The organism is Kitasatospora sp. NPDC127111, assembly GCF_042677465.1.
Taxonomy (GTDB): Bacteria; Actinomycetota; Actinomycetes; order Streptomycetales; family Streptomycetaceae; genus Kitasatospora.
This window is the reverse complement of record NZ_JBHXTG010000006.1, coordinates 58,141-75,222: the sequence shown is the minus strand read 5'-3', so window position 1 is coordinate 75,222 and position 17,082 is coordinate 58,141. Positions and strand designations below refer to the sequence as shown.

At 75.0% G+C, this 17,082-nt stretch carries 22 protein-coding genes; 7 read left to right on the top strand and 15 right to left on the bottom strand.

Annotation, left to right across the window (positions count from 1 at the left end):
* Positions 1-305: 305 nt before the first annotated feature.
* Positions 306-779, bottom strand: a complete 474-nt coding sequence (locus tag ACFVHB_RS06015; protein ID WP_380315781.1) for a MarR family winged helix-turn-helix transcriptional regulator — start codon at positions 777-779, stop codon at positions 306-308.
* Positions 780-1,044: 265 nt separating this feature from the next.
* Between ACFVHB_RS06015 and ACFVHB_RS06010 the strand changes: the two genes are divergently transcribed.
* The 4 genes from ACFVHB_RS06010 to ACFVHB_RS05995 all read left to right on the top strand — a co-directional run bounded on the left by ACFVHB_RS06010 (position 1,045) and on the right by ACFVHB_RS05995 (position 3,892).
* Entirely contained in the window at positions 1,045-2,238 is a 1,194-nt protein-coding gene (locus tag ACFVHB_RS06010; RefSeq protein WP_380315779.1) for an MFS transporter, read from the top strand.
* Positions 2,239-2,502: 264 nt separating this feature from the next.
* Positions 2,503-2,679 (top strand): hypothetical protein, encoded by a 177-nt coding sequence (locus tag ACFVHB_RS06005; RefSeq protein WP_380315777.1) that lies wholly within the window; start codon positions 2,503-2,505, stop codon positions 2,677-2,679.
* A 525-nt stretch (positions 2,680-3,204) separates the two neighbouring features.
* Entirely contained in the window at positions 3,205-3,510 is a 306-nt protein-coding gene (locus tag ACFVHB_RS06000) for a DUF6343 family protein (RefSeq protein WP_380315774.1), read from the top strand.
* Between the two features lie 214 nt (positions 3,511-3,724).
* Positions 3,725-3,892: a hydrophobic protein gene (locus ACFVHB_RS05995; RefSeq protein WP_380315771.1), complete on the top strand. Its 168-nt coding sequence runs from the start codon at positions 3,725-3,727 to the stop codon at positions 3,890-3,892.
* Positions 3,893-4,007: 115 nt separating this feature from the next.
* On the opposite strand, the gene ACFVHB_RS05990 is transcribed toward ACFVHB_RS05995, so the two are convergent.
* The 4 genes from ACFVHB_RS05990 to ACFVHB_RS05975 all read right to left on the bottom strand — a co-directional run bounded on the left by ACFVHB_RS05990 (position 4,008) and on the right by ACFVHB_RS05975 (position 8,693).
* Entirely contained in the window at positions 4,008-4,532 is a 525-nt protein-coding gene (locus ACFVHB_RS05990) for a hypothetical protein (RefSeq protein ID WP_380315768.1), read from the bottom strand.
* Positions 4,529-7,003 (bottom strand): molybdopterin oxidoreductase family protein, encoded by a 2,475-nt coding sequence (locus ACFVHB_RS05985; protein WP_380315765.1) that lies wholly within the window; start codon positions 7,001-7,003, stop codon positions 4,529-4,531. Before ACFVHB_RS05985 ends, ACFVHB_RS05990 begins: the two co-directional genes overlap by 4 nt.
* An 83-nt stretch (positions 7,004-7,086) precedes the next feature.
* Positions 7,087-7,890, bottom strand: a complete 804-nt coding sequence (locus ACFVHB_RS05980; RefSeq protein ID WP_380315762.1) for a VOC family protein — start codon at positions 7,888-7,890, stop codon at positions 7,087-7,089.
* A gap of 242 nt (positions 7,891-8,132) precedes the next feature.
* On the bottom strand, positions 8,133-8,693 hold the full coding sequence (locus ACFVHB_RS05975; RefSeq protein WP_380315759.1) for a hemerythrin domain-containing protein: 561 nt from the start codon (positions 8,691-8,693) through the stop codon (positions 8,133-8,135).
* Positions 8,694-9,142: 449 nt separating this feature from the next.
* Between ACFVHB_RS05975 and ACFVHB_RS05970 the strand changes: the two genes are divergently transcribed.
* Positions 9,143-10,606 (top strand): aminotransferase class I/II-fold pyridoxal phosphate-dependent enzyme, encoded by a 1,464-nt coding sequence (locus ACFVHB_RS05970; RefSeq protein ID WP_380315756.1) that lies wholly within the window; start codon positions 9,143-9,145, stop codon positions 10,604-10,606.
* Positions 10,607-10,698: 92 nt separating this feature from the next.
* Positions 10,699-11,319, top strand: a complete 621-nt coding sequence (locus tag ACFVHB_RS05965) for a hemerythrin domain-containing protein (protein ID WP_380315753.1) — start codon at positions 10,699-10,701, stop codon at positions 11,317-11,319.
* Between the two features lie 48 nt (positions 11,320-11,367).
* Here ACFVHB_RS05965 and ACFVHB_RS05960 read toward each other — a convergent pair whose 3' ends face one another.
* The 3 genes from ACFVHB_RS05960 to ACFVHB_RS05950 form a co-directional block, all read right to left on the bottom strand.
* Positions 11,368-11,940, bottom strand: a complete 573-nt coding sequence (locus ACFVHB_RS05960; RefSeq protein ID WP_380315750.1) for a DJ-1/PfpI/YhbO family deglycase/protease — start codon at positions 11,938-11,940, stop codon at positions 11,368-11,370.
* Positions 11,941-12,388: 448 nt separating this feature from the next.
* Positions 12,389-12,601: a DUF6296 family protein gene (locus ACFVHB_RS05955; RefSeq protein WP_380315747.1), complete on the bottom strand. Its 213-nt coding sequence runs from the start codon at positions 12,599-12,601 to the stop codon at positions 12,389-12,391.
* 459 nt (positions 12,602-13,060) lie between these two features.
* The gene (locus ACFVHB_RS05950) at positions 13,061-13,219 is read right to left on the bottom strand and encodes a hypothetical protein (protein WP_380315744.1); all 159 of its coding nucleotides are present in this window, start codon (positions 13,217-13,219) and stop codon (positions 13,061-13,063) included.
* A gap of 271 nt (positions 13,220-13,490) precedes the next feature.
* Here ACFVHB_RS05950 and ACFVHB_RS05945 point away from each other — a divergent pair, with 271 nt between their 5' ends.
* Positions 13,491-13,664 (top strand): CsbD family protein, encoded by a 174-nt coding sequence (locus tag ACFVHB_RS05945; protein ID WP_380315741.1) that lies wholly within the window; start codon positions 13,491-13,493, stop codon positions 13,662-13,664.
* A 121-nt stretch (positions 13,665-13,785) separates the two neighbouring features.
* Here ACFVHB_RS05945 and ACFVHB_RS05940 read toward each other — a convergent pair whose 3' ends face one another.
* Genes ACFVHB_RS05940 through gvpJ form a run of 7 tightly spaced genes read right to left on the bottom strand, consistent with a single transcriptional unit; the run spans position 13,786 to position 17,082 of the window.
* Entirely contained in the window at positions 13,786-14,115 is a 330-nt protein-coding gene (locus ACFVHB_RS05940; protein WP_380315738.1) for a gas vesicle protein K, read from the bottom strand.
* Positions 14,112-14,321, bottom strand: a complete 210-nt coding sequence (locus ACFVHB_RS05935; RefSeq protein ID WP_380315735.1) for a gas vesicle protein — start codon at positions 14,319-14,321, stop codon at positions 14,112-14,114. Before ACFVHB_RS05935 ends, ACFVHB_RS05940 begins: the two co-directional genes overlap by 4 nt.
* 5 nt (positions 14,322-14,326) lie before the next feature.
* Entirely contained in the window at positions 14,327-15,127 is an 801-nt protein-coding gene (locus ACFVHB_RS05930) for a GvpL/GvpF family gas vesicle protein (RefSeq protein WP_380315733.1), read from the bottom strand.
* The gene (locus ACFVHB_RS05925; protein ID WP_380315730.1) at positions 15,124-15,678 is read right to left on the bottom strand and encodes a gas vesicle protein; all 555 of its coding nucleotides are present in this window, start codon (positions 15,676-15,678) and stop codon (positions 15,124-15,126) included. Before ACFVHB_RS05925 ends, ACFVHB_RS05930 begins: the two co-directional genes overlap by 4 nt.
* Positions 15,675-15,851: a gas vesicle protein GvpG gene (locus ACFVHB_RS05920; protein ID WP_380315727.1), complete on the bottom strand. Its 177-nt coding sequence runs from the start codon at positions 15,849-15,851 to the stop codon at positions 15,675-15,677. The genes ACFVHB_RS05925 and ACFVHB_RS05920 overlap by 4 nt, the downstream gene beginning before the upstream one ends.
* Positions 15,842-16,639: a GvpL/GvpF family gas vesicle protein gene (locus ACFVHB_RS05915; RefSeq protein WP_380315723.1), complete on the bottom strand. Its 798-nt coding sequence runs from the start codon at positions 16,637-16,639 to the stop codon at positions 15,842-15,844. Before ACFVHB_RS05915 ends, ACFVHB_RS05920 begins: the two co-directional genes overlap by 10 nt.
* Positions 16,636-17,082: a gas vesicle protein GvpJ gene (gvpJ, locus tag ACFVHB_RS05910; RefSeq protein ID WP_380315720.1), complete on the bottom strand. Its 447-nt coding sequence runs from the start codon at positions 17,080-17,082 to the stop codon at positions 16,636-16,638. The genes ACFVHB_RS05915 and gvpJ overlap by 4 nt, the downstream gene beginning before the upstream one ends.

Sequence of the window (17,082 nt, the reverse complement as noted above, 5' to 3'; positions counted from 1 at the left end):
ACAGACGCGCGGTCAAGATCACCACACTTGCAGCGCCGTCAACGCCTTCCGCAACGGCCGGAGCTTGCGCCGGCGGTCAACCTCCGGGACGACGATCAGCATGGTGACCCTTCAACCAGGGCACGCGGCGGGTTGAGCAAGGCAGGACAGGTGACCCAACGACGCTCTGGTCGGTCGGCATCCGGTTGATGAACTCCGCCGAGCAGCACTCGTGAGCTCCCAGGGGGCTCCACTGTCGAGGCGTGCGAAGACCGGCCACTCATCCGGGGAGGGAAGCGCATGGCGCGGAGAATCCTGCGGATCGGTCAGGGGTGTCGGAATGTCGGCGGAGCGTTCAGTGCTTCCACCGCCTCGACCAGGGGGGCCAGTTCGGGGTTCTTGGCGGCTTCGTCGAGCGCCTCGCGGAGGGCGGTGTCGTTGGTCGGCCGGGCTTCGGCGAGGAGCTTCAGGCCGGCGTCGCTGACGTCGGTGTAGATGCCGCGGCGGTCGGTGGGGCAGAGGTAGCGGGCGAGCAGGCCGCGGTCCTCCAGGCGGGTGACCAGGCGGGTGGTGGCGCTCTGGCTGAGGACGACCGCGTCGGCGACCTGCTTCATCTGCAGGTGCCCGCCCACCCCGTCGTGCTGGCGGCTGAGCACGTCGAGCAGCGAGTACTCGCGCACGCTCAGGTCGTGCTTGGACTGCAGCGCCCGTTCGATGTGCGCCTCGATCCGGCCGTGGAGGAGGGAGAGGGCGGCCCATCCGTTGGCGAGGGCGGTCAGCGCGGGGTCCGTGGCGGTCATGGGCGCGGGCTCTCCTTCCGGGGGCGATGGGTACCAGGGTAAGCCCTCTCCGGAAATACCACCTAAAGCGCACATAGCGCGCATGCAAGCGCAGCGTGGGGAGCGGGGCAGGCCCAAGCCCACGGACGGCGCCATCGAGGCCCCCAGCCCCGGCCAACCAAGGACGGCGATGAATGAATGCCCGCATTTGCACATATCCCGCGCACGCAACTATTGTCGAAGCTTGTAAGACGCACTGACAACGCTACGCACGAAGGACTGCGCCATGCCTCTCGCGCTCCTCGCCCTGGCCATCGGGGCCTTCGGGATCGGCACCACCGAGTTCGTGGTCATGGGCCTGCTGCCCGAGATCGCCGGTGACTACGGGGTGTCCATCCCCACCGCCGGGCTGCTCGTCACCGGCTACGCCGTCGGCGTCGTCCTCGGCGCGCCGCTGATGACGGTGCTCGGCACCAGAACCGGCCGCAAGACGATGCTGATGCTGCTGATGGGCCTGTTCACCGTCGGCAACCTGCTCTCCGCGCTGGCGCCGAGCTTCGGCGTGATGCTCGCCGGACGCATCGTGGCCTCGCTCGCCCACGGCGCGTTCTTCGGCATCGGCTCCGTGGTCGCCGCCGACCTGGTCGCCCCGGACCGGAAGGCCGGTGCCATCGCCACCATGTTCACCGGGCTGACCGTCGCCAACATCGTCGGCGTGCCGCTGGGCACGTTCATCGGCCAGGCCGTCGGCTGGCGCACCACCTTCGGGGTGGTCGCCGTGCTCGGCGTGGTCGGCCTGCTCGGGATCGCCCGGCTGGTGCCCGACCTGCCCCGCCCCGAGGGCGCCCACCTGCGCCGGGAGCTGGCCGCCTTCCGCAACGTCCAGGTCGTCCTGGCCATGGCCATGACGGTGCTCGGCTTCGGCGGCGTCTTCGCCGCGATCACCTACATCGCCCCGATGATGACCCACGTCGCCGGCTACTCGGACGGCGCGGTCACCTGGCTGCTGGTGCTGTTCGGCGTCGGCATGTTCCTCGGCAACCTGGTCGGCGGCAGGTTCGCCGACCGCAGGCTGATGCCGATGCTGTACGCCAGCCTCGGCGGCCTCGCGGTGGTGCTGGCGCTGTTCACCTTCACCGCGCACCACAAGATCCTCGCCGCCGTGACCATCCTGCTCGTCGGGGCCCTCGGCTTCGCCACCGTCCCGCCGCTGCAGAAGCGGGTGCTGGACCAAGCGCACGGCGCCCCCACGCTGGCCTCGGCGGTCAACATCGGTGCCTTCAACCTCGGCAACGCCCTGTCGGCCTGGCTGGGCGGGATCGTGATCGCCGCCGGCCTCGGCTACACCGCCCCGAACTGGGTCGGCGCCGTCCTCGCCGCCGCGGCCCTCGCCCTCGCCCTCTGGTCCGCCGCCCTCGAACGCCGCTCCCCCGCGCGCGAGCCCGTGGTCGCCGCCGTGCCCGCCCCCGTCCACCAGTGAGCCCCGACCACCCCTGAGCCCCGACCACCCCTGAGTCCTGAGAAGAGGCGGCACCAGCCGGCGGCACCGTCGTCCTGCCCCGTTCCGGGCGGCAGCGCGACGGTGCCGCCGTCACCGTTCGGCGCGCTGTCGGCGCCTTCCGCAGTGGCGCGCCGCGCGCCGGCGGTCGTCCGCCGGGCCGGGCTCGGGGGGCGCGGGCGCCGGGTTTGCCGGCCGGGCCGGCGGGCAGCCGCCCAGGAGCGGAGCCGTCGAACGGAGGTCACGATGAAGCGTCCCGATCGAGGGAGCAGCAAGTCGGGTCCGATGCTGGACGACGCACGGAAGAAGGAGGTCGAAGGGCAGGTCAGGTCGGGTCATCCGACCCGGGCCGAGGAGTGGCACGATCCCGAGCCACCCGCGGACGACCCGCCGTACGAGCGCGGCGACGAAGAGCAGCGGTGAGCACCGTGGACAGCGAGATCACCATCGCGGCCATCCGGTCCACCCCATGGTGATCGCCTACCCGGTCGCGGCCTACACCGGGACGGTGGGCCTGACGCCGCGCCAGGCGCAGGACCGGGCCGCCTGACGTCCCGTGACGACCCAGGACGTCGCAGCAGGTCCCGCGCGCCGGGTGACCGTACTTTCCGGGAGGGGAAGGGGAGGGACCGCGGCCGGACGCCACGACACTCCGTGTCCGGCGTCCGGCCGCTCGCCTGCGTGCGTCGGACCGTGTGTCGTCGGATTGCGTGTCGTCGGACGCCGTGTCGTCGGACGCATGGGGGCGGCGGTGTCCGCACGCCTCCGCGCCGCGGGTGTCGTGGCGGCCGATCAGGGTAGACGCCGGGCTCCGGAGCCGACCACGAGCGTCTGGGGGCAGTGATGGTTGTTCAGCGCAGACCGGGCTGGAGGCACGGTGCCCGCCGCGGGGGCGAGCGCCACGACTTCCCGCACACCCCGGAGGGACCGGGCAGGACGATGCCCCAGGTGCGCCCGCAGGAGACGGTGCGTCGCGGTACCGAGCCGGTGACCGCGCGCACGGATCTGGAGCTGCGCAGACTGCTGTCCCGGATCTTCCTGGCACTGTTCGTGTGCGGGGCGGTGGCCTTCGCCGTGCTGGCCGCGGCGGCCGGTCCGGGACCGGCGCCGAACGGGGACACGTACGCCGTCTTCGCCGCCGTGTGCACCGGGTTCGCCGGGATCGCCGCGCTCGACCTCATGGTGATCCACCGGCGTCTGGCCGCGGGGCAGGGCCGCCCGGCGCGACCTCGAAGTCGAAGCCGCCGCCGCTGAGGCCGCCGGGGCCGATGAGGCCGATCCACACGGCTGCGAGAAGGTGAGGCGCACCGGACGGCCCGCCACGGGCGGGCTGCCACCGGCCGGTGCGTTGGCGGAGCAAGCCCGCGCATGGATCAGGCCCGCGCATGGACCGGGCCCGCGTATGGACCGGGCAGGAGTGGGCACACGCCGGATCCGAACATCCCGCCACCCATGGAGGCTGATCCCCGTGGTCCTTCTCGTACTCGTCCTGCTGCTCGCCCTCATCCTCGGCGGTGCGGGCTTCGCCTTCCACGTGCTGTGGTGGGTCGCGCTCGCCGTCCTGGTGCTGTGGCTCCTGGGCTTCGTCTTCACCACGGGCGGTCGCGGCGCCCGCAGCCGGTGGTACCGCTGGTGACGGCGGCCCCCGTACCTCCACGCGGCCGGCCATGACCGCCCCGCTGACGGGCCTTCGAACGCTCACCGAGTGACCCCGCACGCCGATGCGTCGCCCGCACCGGCGGCGGGACCCGTCAGATGCTGCCGAGCAGTTGCGGGGCGAGGGTCTTGACCAGCGTGTTGGTCCAGCGCAGCTGGCGCAGCGTCTCGGGGTGGCAGTCGCCGGCGAGGGCGAGCAGCGCGGTGTCGCCGGTGGCCTGTGCGACCTGGGCGAGCATCTCCCAGTGGAGGGAGTTCGCGGTGGCGGCGAGGTGGAGGTCCCGCAGGTCGTTCAGCAGGAGCAGGCCGGGTTCGGGCCGGTGGCCGAGCGCGCCGAGCGCCGGGGCGGGCTCCTCCCCCGGCAGGTGGGCCGGGCCGGGGGCGGAGGCGGCGGCGAGGGCGCCGGCGGGGGCGGGGGCAGGGTCGGACAGGTCGAGCCCGTGGTCCCGGGCGGCCTCGGCGATCCGGCGGGCATGTTCGCCGGACCAGCGCGCGACGTCGACGGCCACGTGATGGACCTCGTGGTCGGCGCGGTGCCGTTCGGCCACGGCGAGGAGTTCCTGTTCCAGACGGCGCTCGCCGTCGTGGAGGGCGCGGAGGGTGGCGGCGACGCCTCTCACCGTTCGTCTCCTTCCGGGGCTTCGGCGGTCTGGGTGGCCAGGGCGTCCGGGCCGCCGGTGGTGGGTGGTACGGAGGCCGGGTCGGCGGGGGCGGAGGCCGTGGTGGTCGGCGCCGGGGCGTGGTCGCCGTCGGCGCGGGCGACGAGGGCGATCCGGGCGGCGGCGGTCTTGAACAGCGGCTGTTTGGAGGCCGGATCCCAGTCGGTGATGGTGGTCTCGTTGGCGGCCCGTCCGCCGTCCTCGCCCGGACGGTGCCCCGCCGGTGTGTCCCAGTAGCCGTAGTGGAAGGGCAGGAACACCATGCCGTCGCGGATGCCGGTGACCCTGAGCCGGCCCCGCACCGATCCGCGGGGTGTCCGCACCTCCACCAGGTCGCCCTCGCCGAGGTGCCGGGCCCGGGCCTCGGCTGCGGAGAGTTCCACCCACACGTCGGGGGCGGCGGCGTCCAGTTGCGGCGTGCGGCCGGTCTTGGTGCGGGTGTGGAAGTGGTAGAGGGTGCGGCCGGTGGTGAGTTGGAGCGGGTGCTCGTCGCTGGTGTCCTCGTGGGGCGGCAGGTACTCGGCGGCCTTCAACACGGCCTTCCCGTCGGGGTTGAGGGCGCGGTACTCCGTCTCGGACACGGAGGCGCCGGTGACCAGGTCCCTGCCGTAGGTCTCGCAGGTGTCCGGCGTGGCCCAGGCGGGGCCGTCGGGGTAGAGCCGTTCGGTGCCGTCGGGCGCCTCGTCGGTGCACGGCCACTGGATGCCGCTCGCACCGCGCAGTTTCGCGTAGCCGAGGCCGGTGTAGTCGCACGGCCGGCCGCGGCTGCACTCCTGCCACGCCCTGAAGGCCGACTCCGCGTCGTGCCAGTGCACCAGCGGGCGGCCGTCCTGGTCGCGGAAGTCCATGCGGCGGGCGTAGTCGAGGAAGACGTCCAGGTCCGGCCGGGCCTCGCCGGGCGGGTGGACGGCCTGCTCGGAGAGGTGGACGGTGCGGTCGGCGTTGGTGAAGGTGCCGGTCTTCTCGCCCCAGGTGGCGGCGGGCAGCACCACGTCCGCGAGCTGCGCGGTCTCGGTGAGGAAGAGGTCCTGGACGACGGTGAACAGGCTCTCCCGGGCGAGGATGTCGCGGATGCGGTGGAGTTCCGGGAGCGAGACGGCGGGGTTGGTGCCGGCGATCCACAACAGGCGGACGGAGCCCTGCTCGGCGTACCGGAAGATCTGCATCGCGGGGGTGGGCGGCGCGTAGTGCGGAATCCTGGACGGTTCGACGTTCCACACCCGGGCGAGGTCGGCGACGTGCCGGTCGTTCTCCCAGTTGCGGAAGCCGGGCAGGTCTCCGTCGGCACCGCACTCGCGGGTGTTCTGGGCGGTGGGCTGGCCGTTCATCTGCAGCACGCCGCACCCGGGTCTGCCGAGCATGCCGCGGATCAGCTGGAGGTTGTTGACCTGGCAGGCGGCGGCGGTGGCCTGGTGGGACTGGTAGACGCCCTGGAGCACGGTGGACAGCAACCGCTCGGCACCGCCAAGGAGTTCGGCCGCCTGCTCGATCCGGCGGGCCGGTACGTCACAGATCCGGGCGGCCCAGTCCGGCGTGCAGCCGGCGACCCGTTCGGCCAGCTCGTCGAAGCCGACGGTGTGCCGCTCGATGAAGTCGCGGTCGACGCGGTCGGTGCGGATGACCTCGTGCAGCAGCCCGTTCAGCAGAGCGACGTTCGTCCCGGCGCGCGGGGCGAGGTGGACGTCGGCCCGGCGGGCGACCGGGGTGGGGCGCGGGTCGACGCAGAGCAGGCGGGGAGGGCCCGCGCCCTCCAGCCGGTCCAGGACGCGCATCCACAGCACCGGCTGGGTCTCGGCCATGTTGTGGCCGAACAGCGCGAGCGTGTCGCAGTGGTCGACGTCGGTGTAGGAGGCGGGCTGGCCGTCGCAGCCGAAGGTCTCCTTCAGCGCCTCGGCGGCGGTGGCGGTGCACAGCCGGGTGTTGCCGTCCAGGTGGTTGGTGCCGATGCCGGCCCGGGCGATCACCGCCAGGGTGTAGTACTCCTCCAGGAACAGCTGCCCGCTCGTGTAGAAGGCGATCGAACCCGGTCCGCGTTCGCCCAGCAGGTGCCGCGACCGCTCGACCACCGCGCTCATCGCGGTGTCCCAGTCGGTCTCGACCAGTCGGCCGCCGCGGCGCACGAGCGGGCGGGTGAGGCGGTCGGCGGAGCGGTTGGCCTGCCAGCCGAACAGGTCCTTGGGCCCCAGCCGCCCCCGGTTCACCCGGTCCCCGGCCCGCCCCCGGACCCCGACGATCCGGCCGTCGTGGACGGCGATGTCCATCGCGTCGCCGTTGGAGTGCAGCAGCGACGCCGTGCGCACCCACCGCTCCACCCGGTCGGCGTCGAGGCCGGGTTCCAGGAAGGCGTCGACCCGCACCGGCCACGGCTCACCGGGGCCGTAGGGGGTGCGGTCACCCCAGGGGTCGGCGATCCGGTCGACTCGTTCCCGCACAGCGCACCTCCGCGATCGCGGTGGGCCCGTTCCCGGGCCCGACACCGCTCGGCTGCCCCGCTCGCCCGGCGGGAAACCGGGGTTCACGTTCCGGGCGGCGGGCCGGACACCAGGTGGAACAGGCCGCCCTCGCGGTCGTGGACGGCGGCGACCCGCCCGTAGGCGGAATCGGCGGGTGGGGCGGCGATCCGGCCGCCCAGCCGGACGGCCGCCTCGGTGGAGCGGTCCACGTCCGCGGTCTCGAAGTACACGTGCCAGCGCGGTCGCAGCGCCGGCTCCGGTGCGCCCTCGACGCCGCCGCCGCGTACCGCCGCCGCGGCCCGTCCGTCGATCCGCAGGACGACCCGGTCGTGCTCGTAGCGCACCTCGTACCGGTTCGGGTCCCGGGCGTCCCAGTCGAAGACGCGGCCGTAGAAGAGCGCGGCGGCGAACGGGTCGTACGTGCGCAGTTCGGTCCAGACCGGGGCCCCGGGGCCGCACAGCCGCCGGGGCGGGCGGGCCGGCGCCTGCCAGAGCCCGAAGGCGGCGTTCTGGCCGTCGGCGGCGAGGACGATCCGGCCGCCGTCGAGGGTGAGCGGTCCGACGGCGACGGTCCCGCCGCCGGAGCGCACCCGCTCGGCGGCGTCGTCGACGTCCTCGGTGCCGAAGTAGGTGGTCCAGGCGACGGGGAACTCCCAGCGGCGGGCGACTTCGGCCAGGCCCGCGACGACCGTGCCGTCGAGCACGCCGTGCACCAGGCGTCCCCAGGGGCTGGGTACCGCGCGGAAGGTCCAGCCCAGCAGCGGGCCGTAGAAGGCCTCGGCGGCGAGCACGTCCCGGCTGAGCAGGCTCACCCAGCAGGGTGCGGCCGGTACGCAGCAGGGGTTCGCCGAGGGCTCCGGTGTCATGGCCGTCCTCCTCGGTCGGCGTGCGCGGTTCGTCCGGTCCGCGGGCGCCGCCGCACCCCTGCGGTGGCGGGCGGACGGCCTGTCGGGTGGCGGACGGTGGGCCCTTCCGCCGCCGGGGTGCACCCCTCCACGGCCGCGGTGCGCCCCTCCACGGCCGCGGCGCGCCCCTCGGCCGCCGGGGTGGGCCGTTCCGCCGGGTGGGTGGTTCGGGCTCTCATCGGGTGCTGACCGTTCCGCCGGGGTCAGTGCGGACCGCCCGGGGTCAGGAAGTCGCGCAGCCGCTGGCCGAGCGAGCGTTCGGGCGGCGGCAGGTGGTCGGCGCGGCGGGCGGCCGGGAGCTGGTGCTCGGGGCGCCCGGACGAGAGCTGCTTGGTCTCGCGGGCACGGACGGCCAGCAGGCTCCGCTCGGACTCGGTGGTGACCTCGCGCACGGCCGGGAAGAGCCGCGCCTCCTCCTCGCCGGCGTGCCGGGTGACCTCCTCGACGAGGCGGGCCATCAGGCGGTCGAAGCCGGGCCAGTCGGCCTTGGCCGGGCGGAGCTCCTCCAGCAGTGCCTCCACGGCACGGTGGTCGGCGAGTTCGCGCTCCACCACGGCCGGTCCGTCGGCCAGCCGGTCGCGGGCGAGGGGGTAGAGGTGTTCTTCCTCCGCGCGGGCGTGGCGGACGAGTTGGTCGGTGACGAGGTCGGCCAGGTCCTTGCGCTGGGGGTCCCCGCTGGGGAGGCCGCTGAGTTCGCTGAAGTGGACCAGCACCGACCGGTGGTCGGCGGTGAGCTGGTCCAACAGGTCTTGGTCCTGGTGCACGGTGGTGTCCCTTCCTGGGGGCCGGAGCCCGGGTGGGGCCGGGGCTGCCGGCGGGCCGGAGCCCGGGGGGCGGGCCGGGCAGCCCGGGGCGCCGGCGTCGTCCGACCCCGTCCGTCCGCGGCGGCCTTTCCCCGCCGGCCGGGCGTGTCCCCGTGTGGTCCGCGGCCAAACGCGCCGCCGCCAGGACTGCACTCGGCGATCCGGGGCATCCGTGCGGTACGTCCCGGTTCCGGAACGACCGCCGGGACGGCCAACGTCCCCCGGCCGGGGGCGGCGGGGCGCGCGGCGGCCGCCCCCCCCCCCCCCCCCCCCCCCGCCGGCCCGGGGGGCGCCCGCCGGCCCCGCCGCCCGCCCGTCGTCCTGCCGGGTGCGCGCACGGGCCTGACCAGCCGGCCGGTCGGGCCGGTCCGGCCGAGTTTCCGGGCACCGCGTCCGGGCAGCCGCCCGGCATGGACCACTCACACGCACCCGTCCTCGAAGCGCTCGCCGACTACCACGAGGAGGGCCGGCTGTCGTTCACACCGCCCGGCCACAAGCAGGGCCGGGGCGCCGATCCCCGGGTCAGGGCCGTCCTCGGCGACGACCTGTTCCGGGCCGACGTCCTCGCCACCGCGGGGCTCGACGACCGGCGGTCGACCGGCAAGGTGCTCCAGCAGGCCGAGGAGCTGATGGCCGACGCCGTCCACGCGGACCGCACCTACTTCTCCACCTGCGGCAGTTCACTCTCCGTCAAGGCCGCCATGCTCGCCGTGGCCGGGCCCGGGGAGAGCCTGCTGATCGGTCGTGACGTGCACAAGTCGGTCGCCTCCGGGCTCATCCTCTCCGGCGTCCGCCCCGTCTGGGTCGACCCGGAGTGGGACCCGGAGCTGCACTTCGCCCATCCGCCGTCGGCGCGCGCCTTCGCCAAGGCCCTCGCCGGGCATCCGGAGGCGGCCGGCGCCCTCATCACCAGCCCGACCCCGTACGGCGGCTGCGCGGACCTCGCCGGCGCCGTCCAGGTCTGCCACGAACGCGGACTGCCGCTGATCGTGGACGAGGCCTGGGGTGCCCATCTGCCGTTCCACCCGCGGTTGCCGGCCTGGGCGATGGACGTCGGCGCCGACCTGTGCGTGACCTCGGTGCACAAGATGGGCGCCGGGCTGGAGCAGAGCTCGGTCTACCACCTGCAGGGCGAGCTCGTCGACCCGGCGAAGCTGAAGGCGCGGGCCGACCTGCTCGGCACCACCAGCCCGTCCGTGCTGGTGTACGCCGCCCTGGACGGCTGGCGGCGCCAGATGGTCGAGCACGGCCGTGAACTGTACGACCACGCCCTGCGGATGGCCGCCACCACCCGGCAGCGGATCGACCTGATCCCCGGACTGCGGCTCTACGGCCGGTCCGAGTTCTGCGCGCTGCACCGCGCGGCGGACTTCGACCCCCTCCAGCTGGTGATCGACCTGGCCGCGCTGGGCACCGACGGCTACCAGGCCGCCGACTGGCTGCTCGCCCACCACCGGATGGACCTGCACTTGGCCGACCACCGCCGGATCAGCGCGCAGCTGAGCCACGCCGACGACCGTGCCACGCTGGGCGCCCTCGTCGCGGGGCTCCGGGACCTCGTCGACCACATCGGCGAGCTCCGGCCCACGGCCGTGATCGACGTCCCCGACCCGGCCGAGCTGCGGCTGGAGCAGGTGCTGGCGCCGCGTGAGGCCTTCTTCGCCGCCACCGAGGCGGTGCCGGTGGCGCGGGCGGTCGGCCGGATCGCCGCCGAGATCCTCACCCCCTACCCGCCGGGGGTGCCGGCGGCGCTGCCCGGCGAGCGGCTCGACCACGCGGTCGTCGACTACCTGCGCTCGGGCGTCGCGGCCGGGATGGTCGTCCCGGACGCCGCGGACGGCTCCCTGGAGACCCTGCGCGTCATGGCGGCCTGAGCGGCCCTGGCGGCCGGACGGTTGGCCCGGCGCGGAGCGGGAAGACGCCTGCGTTCAACCGCTTCCCGCACCTTGGAGCGACGGAGACCGAGATGAACGGTGCCGAAGGCTTCCCGAGCCGGCTGTTCGCCGAGCACCGGGCCATCGAGGCGCTGCTGCGGCAGCTGGACGGCGTCGCCGCGCGCGGCGGCACCGCGAACGGCGGCACCGCCGGGGACGAGGGGGTGCGGCTGGTGGCCCTGCTGCGGCAGTTGCTCGAACCCCACATGGTGGCCGAGGAGGCGTACCTGTACCCGCTGGTCCGTCGGTGCCTCCCGGCCGGTGCCGCGCTGGCGGTGGCCGCCGGCCGCACCCACGCGGCGATCCGCCGGCTGCTCGACCGGGCGGACGACACCCGGCTGTCCGCCGCCGAGCGCCGGCGGGCGACGGCCGCGATGGTCGTCGTGCTCCGCGCCCACCTGCGCGGTGAGGAGGAACAGCTGTTCCCCGCCCTCCGCGCCCGGGGTGCGCCCGAGGAGCTGCGACGGTGCGACCGCCGCATGGGCGAGGCCCGGGCGAGGCGGCCGGGTGCGCAGGCCCCGGGTGCGCAGGCGGCGGGCGCGCAGGCGGCGGGCGCGGAGGTCTGGGGGCTGCCTCCCGGCGCCGGGGCGATCGCCGCCCTGCGGGACCACGTCACCGGCCACGACACGTCCGGGCACCGGCACTCCCCCTGAGCCCGTCCGCCCCGCGGCCCGCCCGTACGGGTCGGCGCCGGGTGCGGATCAGCGCGGGCCGACGGCCTCGGCCCTGGAGCGCAGCGCGCCGTCGATGCCGTGCAGGAAGTGTTCGAGGTCGTCCGGGTTGCGGGAGGTGACGAGCCGCCAGCCGTTGGCGTCGTCGGTCACCAGTGGCTCGTCCGCCCAGGTCGCGCCGGCGTTGGCGAGGTCGGTGCGCAGCGAGGGGAACGACGTGAGCCGCTTGCCGTACGCGACGCCGGCCTCGGCCAGCAGCCACGGGCCGTGGCAGATGGCGGCGACCGGGCGGCCGGACGTGGTGAAGGCGAGCACCGTGTCGACGGCCTCCTGGCGGAGCCGGAGGGTGTCGGCGTTGACGGTGCCGCCCGGGATGAGCAGCAGCTCGTACTCGGAGGCGTCCACCTCGTCGAGGGTGTGGGTCGGGCGGACCGTCTCGCCGGGTTCCTTGTCCCGGACGAGCGTGCGGATCTCGTCCCGGTCGGGCGCGGCGATGTCGGCCTGCACGCCGTTCTCCCGCAGGTGCCGTACGGGGACGAGGAGTTCGTCCTGTTCGACGCCGTAGTTCGTGACGATCGCGAGGACCTTGGTGTGGTGGGTCATGGTCTCCTCCGGGGTACCGGGGTTGTCGGCTCGGGTCCGGGGGCGCGGGCGCCCGCGCCCCCGGACGTCGGCGGGTACCCGGTGTCCCCGGGGCCATGCCGGATCGTCCGCCCTGATCCGGCGCCCCATCGGCACGGGCGCGCCGCGGCCGTCGCCCGGCACTGCGGGGAGCCCGCCGCGGGCGCGCGCCCGGCACCGCGGGGAGCCCGCCGCGGGCCTGCGGAGAGCCCGGGCCGGCACTCGGGTTGAGGCCCGGCCGGCCGCGCACACGGCGGCTCGGTGTCACGCCCGGAACGGCGCGGGAGAGGGCGGGCAACGATGCGTGCGGTGACCTGGCACGGGAGGCGGGACGCGCGGGTGGACGAGGGTCCTCCTCCCAGCCGTGACGCGGTCCTCGCCCCGCGGGCGGCGAGGCCCACGGGGCGAGGACGACCGGGTCGGGGGGTGCTCAGTCCAGCGGTTCGGCGCGGACCGGGCGGCCCAGGGCGAGGGTGGTGGTGATCGTCCGGATCTCGCCGTCGCCGTCGATCTCGGCCCGGACGGCGCCGGAGTCGTCCACGTAGACCTGGGTGTCCTGGCTGCCCATCGCCCCGGTGGCGGTGAGCACGATGTCGCCGTACGGGTCGGCGGCGACCAGGCGGTAGCGCTTCGCTGTCTTCACGGCTTCTTCCTTCCGTCGGCGGCCGTTCCGGGCGGCTCCGGACGCCCTGGCGTGGCTGCCGCTCCCGCGGCTCCGCGCCGACGGCGGCGCGATCGCCCGCTCGGGGTCCGAGTCGTCCGTGCCGCGCGCCTACCCCGCACGGGCGGCGCCAAGCGGTCGGTGCGGGCGGCCTGCCGCCCGCGGAGCCGGTCGGACGGGGACGATGATCATGCCGCCCGGCATCGCCGACACCGCCGGCGCCACCAGCACGACCACGACGGCGGGACCGGGCCCCACACGCGCGGGCCCACTGGGGGCCGCGCTCAGGCGGCTGCCCGTACCCAGGCCTGGCCCGGGAAACGGGCGGCCCGGGCGCCGTGGCCGACGCCCGGCCAGCGGCGGCCGGGCCGGTGGTGGGCCGGTCGCCGGGCGGCACGCGAGGGCTGTGCGCAGGCACCGAGGGCGGCACCCGCTGCCCGCTCAGTCGTCGCCGAGGACGGCGTAGGTCTCCGCATCGTCCTGCTCCCCGCTGTCGTCGTCCGGTGCGCCCGGCGGGCGGGAGGCAGCCGGGCCGCCGCCCTCGGACCGCTCGGGTGTGCGGAGGGCGTCGGCCGGATCGCGGCCTTCGCGCGCATCCATGGTGGCCACCTTCTGGGATCGGAGGCACCCGGCGGGGCGCCTGGGACTCCACCGGCTACCCCGGTGCCGCGCCCGCCAAACGACGCCGGACCTTGCCCCGCCCCCGTCCAAGGTGCACCTGCCCCCGGCCCCGGTGACACCTCCCCTCGGCCCGCCGGACGTCGGCCCCCTGCCGGCCGGCCCGCCGCCCATCACCCGCCGGATCCCGGGCATGAACCCGCCGCAGCGGGGCAGACGCAGCAGGGAAGACCGAGCTGGTGAGGAGGACGACATGGGCGCGGGCAAGAAGATCAAACACACCGCGGAAACCGTGAAGGGCAAGGCGAAGGAAGCCACCGGGAAGGCCGTTGGCAACGAGAGCCTGACGATGAAGGGCAAGGCGGAACAGGTCAAGGGGGACACGCTCCAGGCCGGCCGCAAGGCCAAGGACGCCCTGAAGCACTGACCGCCGCCCCGCCACCGAGGGAGGACCGCCTCCCGGCCGACCGGCATCGGCCGGGAGGCGGCTTGCGGCCGAGGGTCATGGCTGACGGCTGACCGTGACCGTCGCCGCCGATGCCGGTGCGTCAGTCGGACGACAGCAACCGACCGAGCGGGCCGAGGTCGAGGTTGAGGTCGTCGAGGGTGACGCCGAACCGGTCCCGCAGCTCCGTCATGCGGTCGTCGAGCGCCATCAGGGTCAGGCCGATCCGCTCGATCTGCTCCTCGCTGAGGTCACCCTGGTCGATCCGCCGCAGGGCCTGGCGTTCCATCAGCTGTCTGATCAGTTCCACGACCGCCAGGACCAGGGACGCGAGGTCACGCCCGACCGTCTCCGGGTCCAGGGGGACCCGGCGCCCCGCCGTGGGGTCCGGCCGGGGGGCTCCGGGCGTCCGGTCGTGCGGCGGGCCGTTCACGGCAGGGCCCCGTCCGGGGCTGCGGTGGCGGAGCGGACCGAGGCGATCAGCGCGCGCAGACTGATCCGCACCAGATCGACGTCGGCGATCGACAGGGTGATCTCGCCCGCGATGACGACGCCGCCGGCCAGCACCCGGTCGAGCAGGTCGACCAGGGCCACGTTGCGCTGTTGGAGGACCGTGGAAGGCTCGACGGGGTACGACACGGCGCTCACTCCTCATCCGCGGCGATCGGGAGGTCGACGAAGGAGTACGGGGGCCAGGGCCCGGTGAGCTCCACCCGCAGCACCCCGGCGTGGGTGTCCCGGAGGTCGGCGACGAGGCGGGCCAGCTCGTCCGCGCGGGACCGGTCCACCAGGTAGGCGCCGTTGAGGAGCATCGGATCGCGGATGCCGGTCGCCTCCGGTGGCTGGAGCGGGTGCTCGGCGGCCTCGCCGGCGAAGGCGCTCAGTGCCTGATGGACCCGCCGGGCGCGTTCCACCGCGTCCTCCAGCACCTGCGCCGTACGGTCGCGGGCCGCCCTCCGCCGCAGCAGGTAGGCGGTGCCGGGCCGGTCGGGTGCGGGGTCGTCCCCGGCGTCGTCCTCCTGCCGGTCGTGGTCGTGGGCGGCGTCGAGGTAGGCCTTGACGCCCCACTCCGTACGGTCGGCGACGCGCTCGATGGCGGCGCGGAACGCGCGGCGGTGCTCCTCCAGCAGGCCGAGGACGCGCCGGTCGTCGCGGTAGAGGGTGGCGAAGCGCACGGGCAGGGTGTGCCCGGCGCGGGCGAGGGTGTCGATGACCCGGTGGTGGGCGCGGACCGCTTGCTCCAGCCAGCGTGGGTCTTCGAGGTGGCGCTGCAGGGCGGGGGCGTCGAAGTCGGAGCCCGGAACCGTGCCCACGACCGCGGCGAGGCCCCCGCCGTCGATCAGCCGGGGGTGCTCACCGGCGACGCCGCCGAGGCCCGTCAGGGCGGCCGGGTCGGCGTCGCCCGGGGCCACCGCGTACAGCCAGGTGTGGGAGCGGGCGGTCATGGCGGCGTCCTCCTGCGGCGGGCCGGTGCCGCGTCGGCGGCCCTCGCGGTGGACGAGCGGGCGGCGGAGGAACGGCCGGCGGAGGAGCGGGCGGCGGGACGCCGGGCAGGCCGCCTCGGACGCTCGGCCTCCGGTGCCGCCTCCTCGTCGGCCTCGGTGTCCTCCTCGGCCTCGGCGTCCTCGTCGGCTCCGGTCTGCTCGTCGGCTTCCAGCGCCGCCTCGGTGCGGGCGGCTTCGAGTTCTCCCAGGCGCTCGCGCAGGCGCCGGTTCTCCGCCGCGAGGTCGCGGCCGCCGGAGGACAGCGACGGGTCGTGTTCCCACCAGTCGATGCCCATCTCCCGGGCCCGGTCGACCGAGGCGACCAGCAGCCTGATCTTGATGGTCAGCAGTTCGATGTCCAGCAGGTTGATGCGGATGTCACCGGCGATGACGATGCCCTTGTCCAGGACGCGTTCGAGCAGGTCGGCGAGGTTCGCCGACTGGGGCGGCCCGGCGGTCCGGGGCGCCGTCGGCAGGGCTCCGCCGCCCTGCCAGGGGGTCAGATCGCTCACGGCTGGTCCTCCCGTTCGACGCGGCCGCGGTGGTGGCGACCCCTTCGGCCGCAGGAGACGACGACGAGGGCGCTCAGCTCCCGCCCGGCCTGCTCGTCCAGCTGCTCGGCCACCCGCACGACGCCGCGGACGGGGGCGAGCGGCGGGGCCAGCGGTACGGTGATCAGTCCCATGATTCCTGCCCCGGCGCGTCGACGATCCCGGAGGCGAAGTCGTACGGGGCCAGCGGGCCGAGCAGGCGCACGTCGATCCGCCCGCGCCAGGCGGCGGCGAGGTCCTCGGTGGCGTGTTCGAACTCCTTCCAGCGGTCGTCGGCGACGAGGAAGGAGGCGTGGACGGGCTGATCGGGCGTGGCGGCGGAGTGCGAGGCCTTCGCGGCCAGGGGCCCCAGAGCCTCCATCAGGTGCTCCGTGTCGGCCTGGGCACGGGCGGTCAGCTCCTGGGAGACGAGTTCGCCGAGTTGGATCCGCTGGTTGCCGCCGGCGTCCTCGGGCAGGCCCGCGACGTCCTCGCGCAGACGGGCGATGTCCGCGCGCTCCGCGAGGATCTCCCGCAGCACCCCGTCCTGCCGGTAGGTCCCCCGGACGGTGAACTGCGCGAGGCCGGAGAGGTCCTCCAGCGCGGCGAGGAACCGCTGCTCGTGCGGTTCGAGCAGGCCGTCGGCGACCGCGTCGACACCGCTCAGCACCGCGCCGAAGCGCAGCGGCAGGACGGGGGTGCGCGCGGCCGCCAACGAGTCCAGGACCCGCGCGTGGCCGAGCAGGTCCTCGGGCGTGCCCAGCGGCCGGCCGCCGTCGATCTCGCTGACCACGGCGGCGATCCGGCGGTGCCGCACCAGGGTCACCGGTGACGGCGGGTCGCCGACGCCCTCGACGTCGCGCGGTTCGGCGGTGCCGGCCGGGACGACGCCGTACACGTAGCACACCGGTGCGGCCCGGTCCGGCGGACCGGTGGCGTTCATGAGTCACGCTCCCTCCGGGTCGCGGCGGGCCGCGGCCGCCGTTCGGGCCGCCGCTGCGCCGCCTCCTCCGCTTCCTCCTGCTCGTCGCCGCGTCCGCGGACGCGGTCCCCCACGTCGGTGGTCGTGTCCTTCACATCTTCGAGCGCGCCGCGGGTCCTGTGCCGGGCACCGTCCCGGCGCGCGTCCTGCACGGGCTCCGGCAGTCCCTTCCTCGTGTCCTCCGCCAGTTCCAGCCGGTTGACGGCCTCGGCGAAGCGCAGGTAGGTGTCCACGCTGGCCACCACGATGCGTGCGTCGATGGTCAGCAGTTCGATGCCCACCAGGGAGACCCGCACGTAGGCGTCGATGATCAGGCCCTTGTCCAGGACGAGGTCGATGACGTCCACCAGGCCGCCCGACGAAGGCCGGTCGAGGTAGTGGCCGGTACGCGGGGCAACGGTCAC